This window comes from Streptomyces sp. R302 (assembly GCF_012927245.1).
Taxonomy (GTDB): Bacteria; Actinomycetota; Actinomycetes; order Streptomycetales; family Streptomycetaceae; genus Streptomyces.
Genome location: NZ_JABBGE010000011.1, coordinates 96,139 through 110,989, shown reverse-complemented (window position 1 = coordinate 110,989; position 14,851 = coordinate 96,139). Strand labels below are relative to the sequence as shown.

The 14,851-nt window shown below is 71.6% G+C and carries 13 protein-coding genes and 1 tRNA gene; 12 read left to right on the top strand and 2 right to left on the bottom strand.

The window, feature by feature from the left end; translation table 11 throughout:
* Positions 1 to 18 precede the first annotated feature (18 nt).
* A complete protein-coding gene (locus HHL19_RS30220; RefSeq protein WP_169093558.1) occupies positions 19 to 522 on the top strand; it encodes a YwqJ-related putative deaminase in 504 nt (167 codons plus the stop codon).
* Between the two features lie 8 nt (positions 523 to 530).
* On the top strand, positions 531 to 1,013 hold the full coding sequence (locus HHL19_RS30215) for an SUKH-3 domain-containing protein (RefSeq protein ID WP_169093557.1): 483 nt from the start codon (positions 531 to 533) through the stop codon (positions 1,011 to 1,013).
* Positions 1,014 to 1,045: 32 nt separating this feature from the next.
* On the opposite strand, the gene HHL19_RS30210 is transcribed toward HHL19_RS30215, so the two are convergent.
* A complete protein-coding gene (locus HHL19_RS30210; protein ID WP_169093556.1) occupies positions 1,046 to 2,344 on the bottom strand; it encodes a histidine kinase in 1,299 nt (432 codons plus the stop codon).
* Positions 2,345 to 2,435: 91 nt separating this feature from the next.
* Between HHL19_RS30210 and HHL19_RS30205 the strand changes: the two genes are divergently transcribed.
* From HHL19_RS30205 to HHL19_RS30175, 7 genes are all read left to right on the top strand, one after another.
* Positions 2,436 to 2,511, top strand: a tRNA-Gln gene (locus tag HHL19_RS30205).
* A 120-nt stretch (positions 2,512 to 2,631) separates the two neighbouring features.
* Positions 2,632 to 4,080 (top strand): bifunctional UDP-N-acetylglucosamine diphosphorylase/glucosamine-1-phosphate N-acetyltransferase GlmU, encoded by a 1,449-nt coding sequence (glmU, locus tag HHL19_RS30200; protein WP_169093555.1) that lies wholly within the window; start codon positions 2,632 to 2,634, stop codon positions 4,078 to 4,080.
* Positions 4,081 to 4,210: 130 nt separating this feature from the next.
* Positions 4,211 to 5,185, top strand: a complete 975-nt coding sequence (locus tag HHL19_RS30195) for a ribose-phosphate diphosphokinase (RefSeq protein WP_031007234.1) — start codon at positions 4,211 to 4,213, stop codon at positions 5,183 to 5,185.
* 247 nt (positions 5,186 to 5,432) lie between these two features.
* Complete coding sequence (locus HHL19_RS30190; RefSeq protein ID WP_169093554.1) at positions 5,433 to 6,017, top strand: 50S ribosomal protein L25/general stress protein Ctc; 585 nt, start codon at positions 5,433 to 5,435, stop codon at positions 6,015 to 6,017.
* Positions 6,018 to 6,098: 81 nt separating this feature from the next.
* Positions 6,099 to 6,701, top strand: coding sequence for an aminoacyl-tRNA hydrolase (pth, locus tag HHL19_RS30185; protein WP_169093553.1), 603 nt, complete (start codon positions 6,099 to 6,101; stop codon positions 6,699 to 6,701).
* A gap of 39 nt (positions 6,702 to 6,740) precedes the next feature.
* Positions 6,741 to 7,184: a hypothetical protein gene (locus HHL19_RS30180; RefSeq protein WP_169093552.1), complete on the top strand. Its 444-nt coding sequence runs from the start codon at positions 6,741 to 6,743 to the stop codon at positions 7,182 to 7,184.
* 142 nt (positions 7,185 to 7,326) lie between these two features.
* Positions 7,327 to 8,172 (top strand): LPXTG cell wall anchor domain-containing protein, encoded by an 846-nt coding sequence (locus HHL19_RS30175; RefSeq protein WP_169093551.1) that lies wholly within the window; start codon positions 7,327 to 7,329, stop codon positions 8,170 to 8,172.
* A gap of 67 nt (positions 8,173 to 8,239) precedes the next feature.
* Here HHL19_RS30175 and ppc read toward each other — a convergent pair whose 3' ends face one another.
* Positions 8,240 to 10,969 (bottom strand): phosphoenolpyruvate carboxylase, encoded by a 2,730-nt coding sequence (ppc, locus tag HHL19_RS30170; RefSeq protein WP_169093550.1) that lies wholly within the window; start codon positions 10,967 to 10,969, stop codon positions 8,240 to 8,242.
* 244 nt (positions 10,970 to 11,213) lie between these two features.
* On the opposite strand from ppc, the gene HHL19_RS30165 reads away from it, so the two are divergent.
* From HHL19_RS30165 to HHL19_RS30155, 3 genes are all read left to right on the top strand, one after another.
* On the top strand, positions 11,214 to 12,197 hold the full coding sequence (locus tag HHL19_RS30165) for a fatty acid desaturase (protein ID WP_169093549.1): 984 nt from the start codon (positions 11,214 to 11,216) through the stop codon (positions 12,195 to 12,197).
* Positions 12,194 to 12,889 carry a TetR/AcrR family transcriptional regulator gene (locus tag HHL19_RS30160; protein WP_206325414.1) on the top strand — a complete coding sequence of 232 codons (696 nt, stop codon included), beginning with the start codon at positions 12,194 to 12,196 and terminating at the stop codon, positions 12,887 to 12,889. Before HHL19_RS30165 ends, HHL19_RS30160 begins: the two co-directional genes overlap by 4 nt.
* 193 nt (positions 12,890 to 13,082) lie before the next feature.
* A complete protein-coding gene (locus HHL19_RS30155; protein ID WP_240981970.1) occupies positions 13,083 to 14,801 on the top strand; it encodes a VCBS repeat-containing protein in 1,719 nt (572 codons plus the stop codon).
* Positions 14,802 to 14,851 lie beyond the last annotated feature (50 nt).

The window sequence follows — 14,851 nt, the reverse complement described above, 5'->3', positions numbered from 1 at the left end:
GAGGGGAAGACCAGCGCCATGTACGCCAGCACGACGCCCACACAGGGTGACCCACGCCTCAACTGGAGCAGCGACACCGACCACGGCCGCGCCCCCTTACTGCTCCACCGCCGCGACGGCATCCTGCCCGCCGTCGGGGCCGCGCTCTCCGTCCGCGGCGAGACCCTCACCTGCACCGCCGGCCGCGGCGACACGCCGCCCGTCCTGCACGCCCTCGTCCAGGACTTCCTCGACACCCTCACCAGCGGCCAGCGCGAACGCTTCACCGGACGCTGCCCCGAGGCCATCCTGCTCTCCCGGCACCTCACCGCCACCGAGAACGGCCGCTCCAAGCGCGCCCAGCGCAAGCCGCTCACCGCCGGCGAAGCCCGCCGCAGCCTCAAACACGCCAAGATCACCGCACGGCGCATCCGCGAGGACGGCGACCCCCTGCACGGCAGCTACGCCGCACCCTGCCGCTCCTGCGCCGCCCTCCTCGACCACTTCGGCGTCCGCACCGTCCCCCCCACCGAGAACGGCTGACCCGCCCCATGGCCGACACCACCCGCTTCCCCGTCAACGTCGACGCCGCCCTCCGCGACGCCGGCTGGCAACCCGGCCGCTGGGACATCAAACTCGCCGAGGAATGGGCCGACACCCTCCGCGCCCACGTCTCCCCCGCCGGCCACCGGCACAGCGTCTTCCCCGCCGTCGTCGAGGCCTGGGCCGAATTCGGCGGCCTGCGCCTCACCGCCCCCGGCCACGGCCGCCACATAGCGCCCGCCACCCTGCGCTTCGACCCCCTGGCCGGCCTCCACCTCGCCCGCACCCTCGCCGACCTCGGCCGCGCCCTCGGCACCGAACTCGCCCCCCTCGGCGAGGAGGGCGACCACCAGGCCGTCCTCGCCATGGACGCCGAAGGCCGCGTCTACAGCCTCGACCACGCCGGCGACTGGTACCTCGGCCGGGACATCGACGCCGCCCTCGCCACCCTCGTCACCGGCACCCAGCCCACCCGCCTCACCGCCGGCTGACCGCCGGCTGACCGCCGGCTGACCGCCGGCAGCTAGCCCCGTACCAGGGGGATCACCGCGGACACCTTGAAACCGCCCGCGTCCGTCGGCCCCGACACGAACGCGCCGCCCAGCCGCACCACCCGCTCCTTCATCCCCACCAGACCGTTCCCACCACTCGGCAGCCCCGCGTCCGCCGCCCCCGCGTCCGACGGACCGTTCTCCACCTGCGCCGCCACCTCCGCCTCCCGATGCGCCATCCGCACCACCACCGACGCGCCCGGAGCGTGCTTGTGCACGTTCGTCAACGCCTCCTGCACCACCCGGTACGCCGTCCGCTCCACCTCCGGCGGATACGCCCCCGGCTCCCCCAGCACCACCAGCTCCACCGCCGCCCCCGCGAGCCGCGACTCCTGGCACAGCTCCTCCAGGGCGCCGAGCCCCGGCCCCGCCGCCGCCTCCGCCGCAGCCGCGGCAGCCCGCCCCACCGCCGCCAACGGCACCACGGCCGGAGCCACCGCGGGAGCCTCCTCCCGCAGCACCCCCAACATCTCCCGCAACTCCGTCAACGCCTGACGCCCCATGTCACCCACCAGCGCCGCGTTCCGCACCGCCTTCTCCGGATCCTTCAACGCCACCGCCTGCAACGCCGCCGCGTGCACCACCATCAACGACACCCGGTGCGCCACCACGTCGTGCATCTCCCGCGCGATCCGCCGCCGCTCCTCCTGCCGCGCCCACTGCGCCCGCTGCTCCGCCCGGTCCGCGAGCAGCGACAACTCCTGCTCCAGCGAATCCGCCCGCTCCCGCAGGCTCTCCATCAGCCGCCGCCGCGCGCCTATGTAGAGCCCGAACAGCACCGGCGGCGCGTTCAGCCCCAGCGTCATGAACAGCGCCATCACCGGCACGTACCAGGCACTCGGATCGAAGCCGTCCGCCTGCGCGGCGATGTCCCGCCGCATCTCCACGGCCGTGACGACGAACACGGCGACCGTCGCCATCCCCGCGAGCACCGCCGTGTACCGCCGGGGCACCTCGGACGCGGCGAGCGTGTACAGCCCGACGATCCCCAGCAGAAAACCCATCTCCGCCGGCGCCACCGCGACCGACACCAGCACGACGGTGATCGGCCACCGCCGCCGCACCAGCAACACGGCCCCCACGAGGAACCCGAACAGCGCCCCCAGCGCCTCCGGCACCCCCGCCTTCCCCGCGAACGACACCCCCTCGACGGCACACTCCACCGCCGACACCAGCGCCAGCCCGACATCGAGCACGGCACTCCGCCGCCGCTCCCACCACCACACGGCCCGCGCGCCCGGCGCGTCCCGATCTGCCCCCGTTGCGGTCATGCCCCCCACCCTACGGGCGCCCCCCAGGGGATTCCGCAGGATGCGGACCAGCCCTTTCGGCTGACGGTCTCCGGTATGGTCTGAGGCGCCGTCCCCTGTGGTGTAACTGGCAGCACACTGGTTTTTGGTACCAGCAGGACAAGGTTCGAATCCTTGCGGGGGAGCCACCGCGCGCGGATCCCCATGTTCGGGCCCTGACCTCCCAGGTCAGGGCCCTTGCTCGTGGCCGTCCCGCGACGCCCCGGTATCCTTCGTGCGTCCACCACCCAAAGCCGAAGGGCATATCCGTGAGCGCCAATCGCCCGGCAGCCGTCGTCGTCCTCGCAGCGGGTGAGGGCACCCGCATGAAGTCCAAGACCCCCAAGGTCCTGCACGAGATCGCCGGGCGTTCGCTCGTCGGGCACGTCGTGTCCGCCGCGCGCGAGCTGGAGCCCGAGCACCTCGTGGTGGTCGTGGGGCACGCGCGGGAGCGGGTGCGGGGGCACCTGGAGGAGGCGTACCCGGGGACCCGTACCGCCGTGCAGGAGGAGCAGAACGGCACCGGGCACGCGGTGCGGATGGCGCTGGAGGAGCTCGGGGCCGCGCCCGAGGGGACCGTCGTGGTCGTCTGTGGTGACACTCCGCTGCTGTCCGGGGCGACGCTGAAGGCGCTCGCCGAGACGCACGCCGCCGACGGCAACGCCGTGACCGTGCTGACCGCCGAGGTGCCGGACTCCACCGGGTACGGCCGGATCGTGCGGGACGGGGCCACCGGCGCCGTGACCGCGATCGTCGAGCACAAGGACGCCTCCCCGGGCCAGCTGGACATCCGGGAGATCAACTCCGGCGTGTTCGCCTTCGACGGCGCCCTGCTCGCGCAGGCGATCAAGCAGCTGCGGACGGACAACAGCCAGGGCGAGGAGTACCTCACCGACGTGCTGTCGATCCTGCGCGAGGCCGGGCACCGCGTCGGCGCCTCCGTGGCCGCCGACCACCGGGAGATCCTCGGGATCAACAACCGCGTGCAGCTGGCCGAGGCCCGCGCGCTGCTGAACCGGCGGCTGATCGAGGCCGCGATGACGGCCGGTGTGACCGTGGTCGACCCGGCGTCGACGATCGTCGACGTGACCGTGACGTTCGAGCCGGACGCCGTGATCCACCCCGGTACGCAGCTGCTCGGCGCCACGCACATCGGCGAGGACGCCGAGGTCGGGCCGAACACGCGCCTGACGGACACCACCGTGGGCCGGGGCGCGCGGGTGGACAACACCGTCGCCGACTCCGCCGTGATCGGCGACGGGGCCTCCGTGGGTCCGTACGCCTATCTGCGTCCGGGCGCGCGCCTCGGCGCGAAGGCGAAGATCGGTACGTACGTCGAGGTCAAGAACTCCTCGATCGGCGAGGGCACCAAGGTCCCCCACCTGTCGTACGTGGGCGACGCGACGATCGGCGAGTACTCGAACATCGGCGCGGCGAGCGTCTTCGTGAACTACGACGGCGTGGCCAAGCACCACACCACGATCGGGTCCCACTGCCGGACCGGTTCGGACAACATGTTTGTGGCTCCCATCACGATCGGGGACGGCGCGTACACCGCCGCCGGGTCCGTGATCACGAAGGACGTGCCGGCGGGTGCGCTGGCCGTCGCGCGGGGCCAGCAGCGGAATATCGAGGGCTGGGTCGCCCGGAAGCGTCCCGGCAGCGCCGCCGCGAACGCGGCCGAGGCCGCCTCGGAGGGCTCGGCCGGCGAAAGCTGACCGGAAACGGGTACGTCGATCGAGGCGTACCGTGATACGTGCACACAAATTCGGCTGGTTCGCACACGCGCCCGGGAGCTCCGGGAGCGCGGGTCTTGCGGCCAGAGAACACGTCTGAGGAGACAGTGCTGTGACCGGGATCAAGACGACCGGCGAGAAGAAGCTGATGCTCTTCTCCGGCCGCGCCCACCCCGAGCTGGCCGAGGAGGTCGCGCACCAGCTGGGCGTCGGTCTCGTTCCGACCAAGGCGTTCGACTTCGCCAACGGTGAGATCTACGTCCGCTTCCAGGAGTCGGCGCGCGGCGCGGACTGCTTCCTGATCCAGAGCCACACGGCTCCGATCAACAAGTGGATCATGGAGCAGCTGATCATGATCGATGCTCTGAAGCGGGCCTCGGCCCGGAGCATCACCGTGATCGTCCCGTCGTACGGCTACGCCCGTCAGGACAAGAAGCACCGTGGCCGCGAGCCGATCTCGGCCCGTCTGGTGGCGGACCTGATGAAGACGGCCGGCGCGGACCGGATCCTGACCGTGGACCTGCACACGGACCAGATCCAGGGCTTCTTCGACGGCCCGGTGGACCACCTGTCGGCGCTGCCGGTGCTCGCGGACTACGTGGGCGGCAAGGTCGACCGCGAGAAGCTGACGATCGTCTCCCCGGACGCGGGCCGCGTGCGGGTCGCCGACCGCTGGTGCGACCGTCTGGACGCGCCGCTCGCGATCGTGCACAAGCGCCGTGACAAGGACGTCGCCAACCAGGTGACGGTCCACGAGGTCGTCGGTGACGTGAAGGGCCGCGTCTGCGTCCTGGTGGACGACATGGTCGACACGGGCGGCACGATCTGCGCGGCGGCCGAGGCGCTCTTCGCGCACGGTGCCGAGGACGTCATCGTGACGGCGACGCACGGCATCCTGTCGGGTCCGGCCGCCGACCGCCTGAAGAACTCCAAGGTGAGCGAGTTCGTGTTCACGGACACGCTGCCGGTGCCCGGCTCGCTGGAGCTGGACAAGATCACGGTGCTTTCGATCGCGCCGACGATCGCGCGCGCGGTGCGCGAGGTGTTCGAGGACGGTTCGGTGACGAGCCTCTTCGAGGAGCACTGAGCCTCCGGGTTCCGCTGCGGAGGGCCGTCTTCCCCGTTCGGGGGAGGCGGCCCTCCGCCGTTCCCGGCCGGTGATCCATTTGGGGGGCCGGGGCCGGGCGGGTAGACTGCCCTGGTTGCTCGGCGAGGGAGGCCGGTACCCGTTCTCGGGTCGGCGCTCCGTTATCGACGCGCTCTTCGTAGCAGGCCATCGCCAGTCGGCGGCCGGGTGACAGTCACAGACGTCACCACCACTACGAGGAGTGCACATGTCCGAGGTGAAGCTCGCCGCCGCCGTCCGCACCGAGTTCGGCAAGGGCGCCGCCCGCAAGATCCGCCGCGCCGCCGCCGTTCCGGCCGTTCTCTACGGTCACGGCACGGAGCCGGTCCACCTGACGCTGCCGGCCCACGAGACCACGATGGCGCTGCGCACCCCGAACGTCCTGCTGGCCCTGGACATCGAGGGCAAGGGCTCCGAGCTGGCCATCCCGAAGGCCGCCCAGCGTGACCCGCTGAAGGGCTCCCTGGAGCACGTCGACCTCCTCCTCGTGAAGCGCGGCGAGAAGGTCGTCGTCGAGGTTCCGGTCGTCGCCGAGGGCGAGCTCGCCGCCGGTGGCAACCTCCTGGAGCACGTCCTCGGCACCCTCTCCGTCGAGGCCGAGGCCACCCACCTCCCCGAGTCCGTGACGGTCTCCGTCGAGGGCCTGGAGGCCGGTTCCTCCGTCACCGCCGGCGCCATCGCGCTGCCGAAGGGCGTCGCCCTGGTGACCGAGGCCGACGCCGTCGTCCTGCAGGTCCTGGCCGCCCAGGCCGAGGAGCCGGCCGCCGAGGGCGAAGAGGCCGCCGAGGCCTGAGCCGTAGGCTCTGTCTGACGTGACGGGGTGACGGGCCGCGCTGCGGTCCGTCACCCCGTTTCTCTGTTTCGACGCGAGGAGATGTCGGTGACCGACGACGCGAACGCGCCCTGGCTGATCGTCGGCCTCGGCAACCCGGGGCCGGAGTACGCGGGCAACCGCCACAACATCGGCTTCATGGTGGTGGATCTGCTGGCGGAGCGGATCGGCGGGAAGTTCAAGCGGGCGCAGAAGGCGCAGGCGCAGGTCGTGGAGGGCCGGATCGGCCCGGTGGGCCCCGAGAACCGGCGGGTGGTGCTGGCGAAGCCGATGTCGTACATGAACCTGTCCGGTGGTCCGGTGACGGCGCTGCGCGACTTCTACAAGGTGCCGACGGCGCACGTCGTGGCGGTCCACGACGAGCTGGACATCGACTACGCGACGCTGCGGCTGAAGCTGGGCGGCGGGGACAACGGGCACAACGGCCTGAAGTCGATGACGAAGTCGATGGGTGCCGAGTACCACCGGGTGCGGTGCGGGATCGGGCGTCCGCCGGGCCGGATGCAGGTGGCGGACTTCGTGCTGAAGGACTTCTCGTCGACCGAGCGCAAGGAGCTGGACTGGTTCGTGGACCGGTCGGCGGACGCGGTGGAGTGCCTGGTGACGGAGGGGCTGGAGCGGGCGCAGTCGGCGTACAACTCCTGACCGTCGCCCCGCGGCCGTACGACTGTACGATCGCGGGTCATGACGCACGTCCGGAACGCCGCCATGGTCCTCGTCGCCGTCCTGCTCGTCGTCGCGGGGGTGTGGGCGTCGTGGGCGTCGGCGCAGCACGTGCTGCTCGCGAAGGGGCGTGAGCACGGGACGCTGACGGTGACAAAGTGCACGGACGAGCGGTGCGGTGGCGCGTACGCGCCGGACGACTCCGGCTCGGCCCGGCGGACGCTGACGATCGAGCGGTCGGTGGCGGCGGGGCCGGGTGCGGTGATCCCGGTGGTGGTGAAGCCGGGCACGGACGAGGGCGTACGGACCGGCTGGGGCGGCGGGCTGCACGCCTGGCTGCCGCTGGGCGGGGCGCTGGTCCTGGCGTCTCCGCTGGTGGCGGGGGGCCTGCGGCTGCGACGGACGGCGTGGTCGCTGGCGGGCGTGGGGGCGGCGCTGTGGGTGGCGGCGTTCGTGGCGCTGTGACGGACCGCAAGGTACGACCGGATTCAACCAGTTCCTGGCGGGATTGTTATGGCCCTCTGGGTTAAGAGGGGCTTAAAGCGACGGATAGGCTGCCCCCGCCACCTCCCACGGCATCCCTCATCCCACAGATGGACGACTGCACATGCGACGCTCCCTGATTCCCGCCGCCACGCTTGTCGCGGCCATGGCGGGCTCCCTGGCCCTGGCGACGACCGCCTCGGCCACCAGCGGTGAATACGAGCTCAAGCTGCACCAGGCGACGCCGATCAAGGCTGCCGACTTCGAGCAGGGCGAGTGCCCCGACACCATTCCGGCCGACAAGGACGGGTGGCACTTCGTGATTCCCGGCGGCGGCACGGACTTCGTGAAACTGACCGTCACGTTCGACAACGGCGCGCCGATCGAGATCACCTCCTTCGGTCCCCCGAAGGACGACCACGCGTACGTGGCCTCCGAGGCCGGCGCGGAGCTGACCTCCGCCGTCGCGACCGTCAACGGTGAGCAGGTGAAGTTCTTCAACCTGTCCCACACCTGCGCCGCGGAGGGCGAGGAGACCACCGGTGGCGCCGCCACCGGTGAGACCACCACGGGTGAGACCACGACCGGCGAGACCACCACCGGTGAGACCACCACCGGTGAGACCACCACCGGTGAGACCACCACGGGCGAGTCCACCGCCACCGGTGAGACGACCTCCACCGGTGAGACGACCGCCACGGGCGAGACCACCTCCACCGGTGAGACCACCGCGACCGGCGGGTCCTCCGCCACCGGCGGGACCACCACCGGCGAGACGACCGCCACGGGTGGCGACACCACCACCGGTGACGTCAAGGGCGAGACCGACACCAAGGGCGGTTCCGAGGAGGGCAACCTCGCGGAGACCGGTTCCAGCGCCCCCGTCGGCGTGATCGCCGGTGTCGCCGCCGCGCTCGCCGCGGCCGGCGCGTTCCTGGTGCTGCGCCGTCGCAAGGCCGTGCAGGGCTGACGTACCCCCGGTAGCGAGAAGTGCCCCCACGGGATTCCGTGGGGGCACTTCTCATGGGTGCGGCGGGTCAGCCGGTGTTGCGCAGGCCCGCGGCGACGCCGTTGACCGTGAGCAGCAGGGCCCGGGCGAGCAGCGGGTCCGGCTCCTGGCCGGCGTCGGCGTCGGCGCGCTGGCGGGCGAGGAGGGCGACCTGGAGGTAGGAGATCGGGTCCAGGTAGGCGTCGCGGATGGCGAAGGTCTGCTGGAGGACGGGGTGGGAGTCGAGCAGCTTCTCGCCGCCCGTCACCTTGAGGACCTCCTCGACGGTGAGCGCGTGCTCCGCCTCGATCGTGTCGAAGACGTGCTTGAGCTCGTCGGGGACGAGGGTGTCGACGTAGTGGCGGGCGATCCGCAGGTCCGTCTTCGCGAGCGTCATCTCCACGTTGGAGAGGAAGTTGCGGAAGAAGTGCCACTGCTCGTGCATCTCGCCGAGGACCGCGTCGAGGCCGGCCTCGCGGAGCGCCTTGAGGCCGGAGCCGACGCCGTACCAGCCGGGGACGATCTGGCGGGACTGGGTCCAGCCGAAGACCCACGGGATGGCGCGCAGTCCGTCAAGTCCCGCGCCGGAGTCGGGGCGGCGGGAGGGGCGGGAGCCGAGGTGGAGGTCGGCGAGCTGGTCGACGGGGGTGGCCGCGAAGAAGTACGCGGGGAGGTCGGGGTCCTCGACGAGCTTGCGGTAGGCGGTGTGGGCGGCGTCGGAGACGGTGTCCATGGCCGCGTCCCAGCGGGCCAGCGCCTCGTGGGACTGGCGCGGCGAGGTGTGCAGCGCGGAGGCCTGGAGGGTGGCCGCGACGGTCAGTTCGAGGTTCTCGCGGGCCAGCGCCGGGATGAGGTACTTGTCGGAGATGACCTCGCCCTGCTCGGTGACCTTGATCTCGCCCTCCAGGGTGCCCCAGGGCTGGGCGAGGATCGCGTCGTGGGAGGGGCCGCCGCCGCGGCCGACGGTGCCGCCGCGGCCGTGGAAGAGGCGGAGGCGGACGCCGTAGCGGTGGGCGACGTCGCGGAGCCGGCGCTGGGCGCGGTGGATCTCCCACTGGCTGGTGGTGATGCCGCCGAACTTGGAGGAGTCGGAGTAGCCGAGCATGACCTCCTGGACGTCGCCGCGGAGTGCGACGAGGCGTCGGTAGGAGGGGTCGGCGAGCATGTCGTTGAGGATGACGTCGGCGGCCTTGAGCTCGTCGGTGGTCTCCAGGAGCGGCACGATGCCGATCTTGGCCCAGCCGGCGTGCAGGTCGACGAGGCCGGCCTCGCGGGCGAGGACGGTGGCGGCGAAGACGTCGTCGGCGCCCTGGCACATCGAGATGATGTAGGACTCGATGACCTCGGGGCCGAAGCGCTCGAAGGCTTCCTTGACGGTGTGGAAGACGCCGAGGGTCTTCTGGCCGGGGGCGTCGAGCGGGGCCGGGGTGGGGGCGAGCGGCCGGCGGGAGCGGAGCTCCTTGGCGAGGAGCTTCTGCCGGTAGTCGCGGGGCATGTCGGCGTACCGCCAGGACTCCTCGCCGAGGCGGTCGAAGAGCTGGCCGAGGGCGTGGTGGTGGGCGTCGGCGTGCTCGCGGACGTCCATGGTGGCGAGCTGGAGGCCGAAGGCGGCGAGGGTGCGGATGGTGCGGTCCATCCGGCCGTCGGCGAAGAGGCCGCCGCGGTGCTCGCGCAGGGAGGTCTGGATGAGGGTGAGGTCGTGGATGAGCTCAGCGGTGCCGAGGTAGTCGCGGCCCTCCTGGTGGGGGGTGCCGGCGGCGAGGCGTTCGCGGGTGTTGAGGAGCTTCTGGCGGACGCAGGTGGCCTTGAGGCGGTACGGCTCCTCGGCGTTGAGCCGCTTGTAGCGCGGGCTGATCTCGGGGAGGAGGTCGAGGTCGCGCTGGAGGGAGTCCAGGAGTTCCTGGGTGGCTCCGGTGTAGCGGATGGAGTTGGAGAGCAGGCCGCGGAGGAAGTCGATGAGCTCCAGGGCGTCGGTGATGCCGTGCTCGTGCTGGAGGATCAGGACGTCCCAGGTGACCTGGGGGGTGACGTTGGGGTTGCCGTCGCGGTCGCCGCCGATCCAGGTGCCGAAGGTGAGGGGGCGGGTGCCGGCGGGCAGCTCGTAGCCGACGCGCTCCAGTTCGGCGGCGAGGTCCTCCAGGACGTCGCCGACGGCGCCGGCGTGGAGCTCGTCGAGGTAGTAGATGGCGTTGCGGGCCTCGTCGGCGGGCTCCGGGCGGACGACGCGGAGTTCGTCGGTCTGCCAGATGAGGTCGATGTTCTCGGCGAGGCGGAGGTCGTGGCGGCGCCGGTCGGCCTCGATGACCGGGCTCTCCAGGAGGGCGCCGATGCGGCGGAGCTTGTTGAGGACGGAGCGGCGGGCGGCCTCGGTGGGGTGCGCGGTGAAGACGGGGCGCACGTTGAGGTTCTTGATCGTCTCGCGGACGTGGGCGGGGTCGCCGTCCTTGAGCATGTCGGCCGTACGGGCGATGAGGCCGCCCTCGGCGGCGCGCTTCTCGCGGAGCTCGCGGCCGCGGTGGACCTGCTCGGTGACGTTCGCCAGGTGGAAGTAGGTGGAGAAGGCGCGGACGAGCTTGGCCGCCGTCTCCAGTTCGACGCCGCGCAGGAGCTCGGCGGCGGCTTCGCCGTCCTCGCGGGTGAGTCGCCGGACCTTCTCGACGAGGTCGAGGAGGTCGTGGCCCTCCTGGCGTACGAGGGTCTCGCCGAGGAGGTCGCCCAGTCGGCGGATGTCGGCGCGCAGCTCTGCGTTGGTGGTGGGAGTCTGGTCGGCACTGCTCACAGGTGTGGCTCCTTGCAGTGTTCTGGCACGTCTGGAGGGTTCTGGAGGCTTGCGGACCGCGCTGTCCGGCGGTCCCAGGATAGGTGTCCATTCCCTGGACGCGGGTGAGCCCCCCGCTTGTGCCCTCTTGCCGGGCGCCGTCGCACTGCCATACTTACGTCGCCGTAGGTTACGCATCCGTAGCCTCGGCCCGGTCGTTTCCGGCCGTGCCTTCACCCTCTCCCTCACCCCCCAGGGGACACGTATGACCATCACCCCCGAGGTGACTCCGGCTCACGACACGCCGGACTCCGCCCAGGCCCTGCCCTCCGCCACGCTCGGCGGCGACAGCAAGGGTTCCGTCGAGCAGCTCGCGCTGGGGCTGTTCATCGTGGTGCCGTTCGCGGCGTTGCTCGCGGCGGTGCCGCTGGCCTGGGGCTGGGGGGTGAGCTGGCTGGATCTGGGGCTGATGACGGCGATGTACTACATCGGCTGCCACGGCATCACGATCGGTTTCCACCGGTACTTCACGCACGGGTCGTTCAAGGCGAAGCGGCCGCTGCGGATCGCCCTTGCGGTCATGGGGTCGCTGGCGGTGGAGGGGCCGCTGGTGCGGTGGGTGGCGGATCACCGCAAGCACCACAAGTTCTCGGACGCCGAGGGCGACCCGCACTCGCCGTGGCGGTTCGGCGAGACGGTCCCGGCGCTGCTGAAGGGCCTGTGGTGGGCGCACATCGGCTGGATGTTCGACGAGGAGCGGACGCCGCAGCACAAGTACGCGCCCGATCTGATCAAGGACCCGACGATCCGGCGGATCTCGCGGCAGTTCGTGCTGTGGACGATCGTGTCGCTGGCGATCCCGCCGGTGATCGGCGGTCTGGTGACGTGGTCGTGGTGGGGCGCGTTCACCGCGTTCTTCTGGGGCTCGCTGGTACGGGTCTGCCTGCTGCACCACGTGACGTGGTCGATCAACTCGATCTGCCACGCGGTGGGCAAGCGCCCGTTCAAGTCGCGTGACCGTTCGGGGAACGTGTGGTGGCTGGCGGTGCTGTCCTGCGGCGAGTCGTGGCACAACCTGCACCACGCGGACCCGACGTCGGCGCGGCACGGCGTGCTGAAGGGGCAGATCGACTCCAGCGCCCGGCTGATCCGCTGGTTCGAGCTGGCGGGCTGGGCGACCGACGTCCGCTGGCCCGCGCAGTCCCGTCTCGACGCCCGGCGCCAGGTCGCGCCCTCCGACGCGGCATGATGGAGGACGTGGCGATCGACGGCAGTTCCAGCAGCACCAGCGGTACGGGCGGTACCGGAGCGAAGCCCCGGCGGAGCCGCCGGGTGCGGATGACCGGCGCGGAGCGCCGGGAGCAGCTCCTGGACATCGGCCGGACGCTCTTCGCCGAGAAGGGGTTCGAGGGCACGTCGGTGGAGGAGATCGCGGCGAAGGCCGGGGTCTCGAAGCCGGTGGTGTACGAGCACTTCGGCGGCAAGGAGGGGCTGTACGCGGTCGTCGTCGACCGGGAGATGCGCCAGCTCCTCGACGGGGTGACGGGCGCGCTGACGGCCGGCCACCCTCGGGAGCTGCTCGAACAGGCGGCGTTCGCGCTGCTCGACTACATCGAGAACTACACGGACGGGTTCCGGATCCTGGTCCGGGACTCGCCGGTGGCGCAGTCCACGGGCACGTTCGCGTCGCTGATCAGCGACATCGCCACGCAGGTCGAGGACATCCTGGGCCTGGAGTTCAAGGCGCGCGGCTTCGACCCGAAGCTGGCGCCGCTGTACGCGCAGGCGCTGGTCGGCAGTGTGGCGCTGACGGGCCAGTGGTGGCTGGACGTCCGCAAGCCGAAGAAGGCGGAGGTCGCGGCGCACCTGGTGAACCTGGCGTGGCACGGCCTGGACGGCCTGGAGCAGAAGCCGCGGCTGATAGGGCACCGGAAGAACTGAGGGTCGCCGGCCCCGGTGCGGGGCCGCCGACCTGACGGATCCCGAAAAGACTCGTTGCCGGATCAACGTTCAAGGTTATGATCCCCCCACATCCGGGGGGGTGTCCGCCCTCCGCGTGCGCCTTCTGCCGCGCGGAGCGGGAGCGGAGCCCTGCCCTGGAACCTGTTCTCACGTTCCCCAGGGGGGGATCACTTTGCGTACCGCTTTCTCCCTGCGCGGCCGCCGGATCGCCGCGTGCACCGCGCTCGCCCTCTCCGCCGGCATGCTGCTGGCGTCTCCCGCCGTGGCCCAGCCCACGCCCGTACCCCCGGCCGCCGAGGCCCCGCGCCACGCCGCGGCCCCGCTGCCCGACCTCGACCTGTCGCCGCTGCGGTCCGGTGCGACCGCGCGGACGGCGGAGGCGGGCACCCCGCTGCCGTCCCGGTTCGACGTGGACGGCGACGGTTCGACGGACATCCTGTACCGCGACTGGAACGGCGCACTCGGTGTGGTGCCGAGCGGTGAGACCACGGGCGGTGAGTGGAACCGCTCCGGTGCCGCCGAGGTCCCGATGGATCTCGTCCCGCTCGGCGACCAGAACGGCAACGGCCAGCCCGAGGTGCTGGTGCTGACCAAGTACGGCAAGGCCGAGCTGCACGGCGACGCCACGCTGTACGGCGGCTACAGCTCCTGGACCGGCGGCGGCTGGAACGTCTACAACAAGGTCTTCTCGCCCGGTGACGTCGACGGCGACGGCCGCTTCGACCTGCTGGCCCGCAAGCACAACGGCGAGCTGTACTTCTACCGGGCCACCGGCAACCTGTACGCGCCGTTCTCGGCGCCGGTGAAGGCGGGTGTCGGCTGGGGGGTCTTCGACCAGCTCGTCGGCATCGGCGACAACGACGGCGACGGCAAGGGCGACGCGGTGGCCCGCATGCCCGACGGCAACCTGTACTTCTACGGCAGCACGGGCGTGAAGACGAACCCGTTCAAGCCGAAGAGGCTGATCGGTGGCGGCTGGAACACGTACAACCAGCTCCTGTCGGCCGACGACATCGACGGCGACGGGTACGCCGACCTGTTCGCCCGGTCCGTCGACGGCACGCTGTGGGCCTACCAGGGCCGGGGCAACGGCACCTTCACCGCCCGTACGCGCGTCTCGTCGTCCGGCGGGTACCTCTCGGTCGACCAGTTCGCCGGTTCCGGCGCGATCGCCTTCGTCGGCAAGAACGCGCTGATGGCCCGGACGTCCGGCGGCTCCATGTACTGGTACGGGGCGACGAACAACGGCAAGCTGACCCCGCGCGAATCCCTCGACACCGACCTGTCCGGCCTCACGCTGGGCTACGCCGCCTCGCTCGGCAGGGACGGCTTCGGCGAACTGATCGTCCTCCACGACGGCACCCTCTACGTCGAGGACTGGCAGGGCGGCGGCTGGGGCTCGTACAACCACGTCTTCGGCCCCGGTGACCTGAACGGCGACGGCAAGGGCGACCTGCTGGCCCGGGACCGCTCGGGCGTGCTGTACCTGCAGCGGGGCAACGGCGAGGGGACCGGCTTCGCCTCCCGGATCCGCGTCGGCAGCGGCTGGGGCCAGTACAACCGCCTGATCGGCGCCGGTGACGTCTCCGGCGACGGCCGCGCGGACATCCTCGCGCGGGACGGCTCGGGCACGCTGTGGCTGTACAAGGGCACGGGCGTGTCGACGCGTCCGTTCGCGACCCGGCAGAAGGTCGGCGGCGGCTGGAACACGTACCGGCAGATCGCCGCCCCGGGTGACGTGGACGGCGACGGTCGCGCGGACCTGCTGGCGACGACGCCGGGCGGCACGCTGTACCGCTACCACTCGACGGCGGCGACGAACCCGACGGCCACCTTCGCGAAGCGCGCCGAGATCGGCGCCGGCTGGCAGGTCTACCCGAACCTGTACTAGTCCGCGTTCCGTCCGGCACCGGCATCCGTTCACCCGGATGTCGGTGCCGG

Bases quoted from the DNA above. Each gene is read 5' to 3' on its own strand.
- HHL19_RS30220 (WP_169093558.1), top strand. From the start codon at position 19: ATGTACGCCAGCACGACGCCCACACAGGGTGACCCACGCCTCAACTGG.
- HHL19_RS30215 (WP_169093557.1), top strand. From the start codon at position 531: ATGGCCGACACCACCCGCTTCCCCGTCAACGTCGACGCCGCCCTCCGC.
- HHL19_RS30210 (WP_169093556.1), bottom strand. From the start codon at position 2,344: ATGACCGCAACGGGGGCAGATCGGGACGCGCCGGGCGCGCGGGCCGTG.
- HHL19_RS30190 (WP_169093554.1), top strand. From the start codon at position 5,433: ATGTCCGAGGTGAAGCTCGCCGCCGCCGTCCGCACCGAGTTCGGCAAG.
- pth (WP_169093553.1), top strand. From the start codon at position 6,099: ATGTCGGTGACCGACGACGCGAACGCGCCCTGGCTGATCGTCGGCCTC.
- HHL19_RS30180 (WP_169093552.1), top strand. From the start codon at position 6,741: ATGACGCACGTCCGGAACGCCGCCATGGTCCTCGTCGCCGTCCTGCTC.
- HHL19_RS30175 (WP_169093551.1), top strand. From the start codon at position 7,327: ATGCGACGCTCCCTGATTCCCGCCGCCACGCTTGTCGCGGCCATGGCG.
- HHL19_RS30165 (WP_169093549.1), top strand. From the start codon at position 11,214: ATGACCATCACCCCCGAGGTGACTCCGGCTCACGACACGCCGGACTCC.
- HHL19_RS30160 (WP_206325414.1), top strand. From the start codon at position 12,194: ATGATGGAGGACGTGGCGATCGACGGCAGTTCCAGCAGCACCAGCGGT.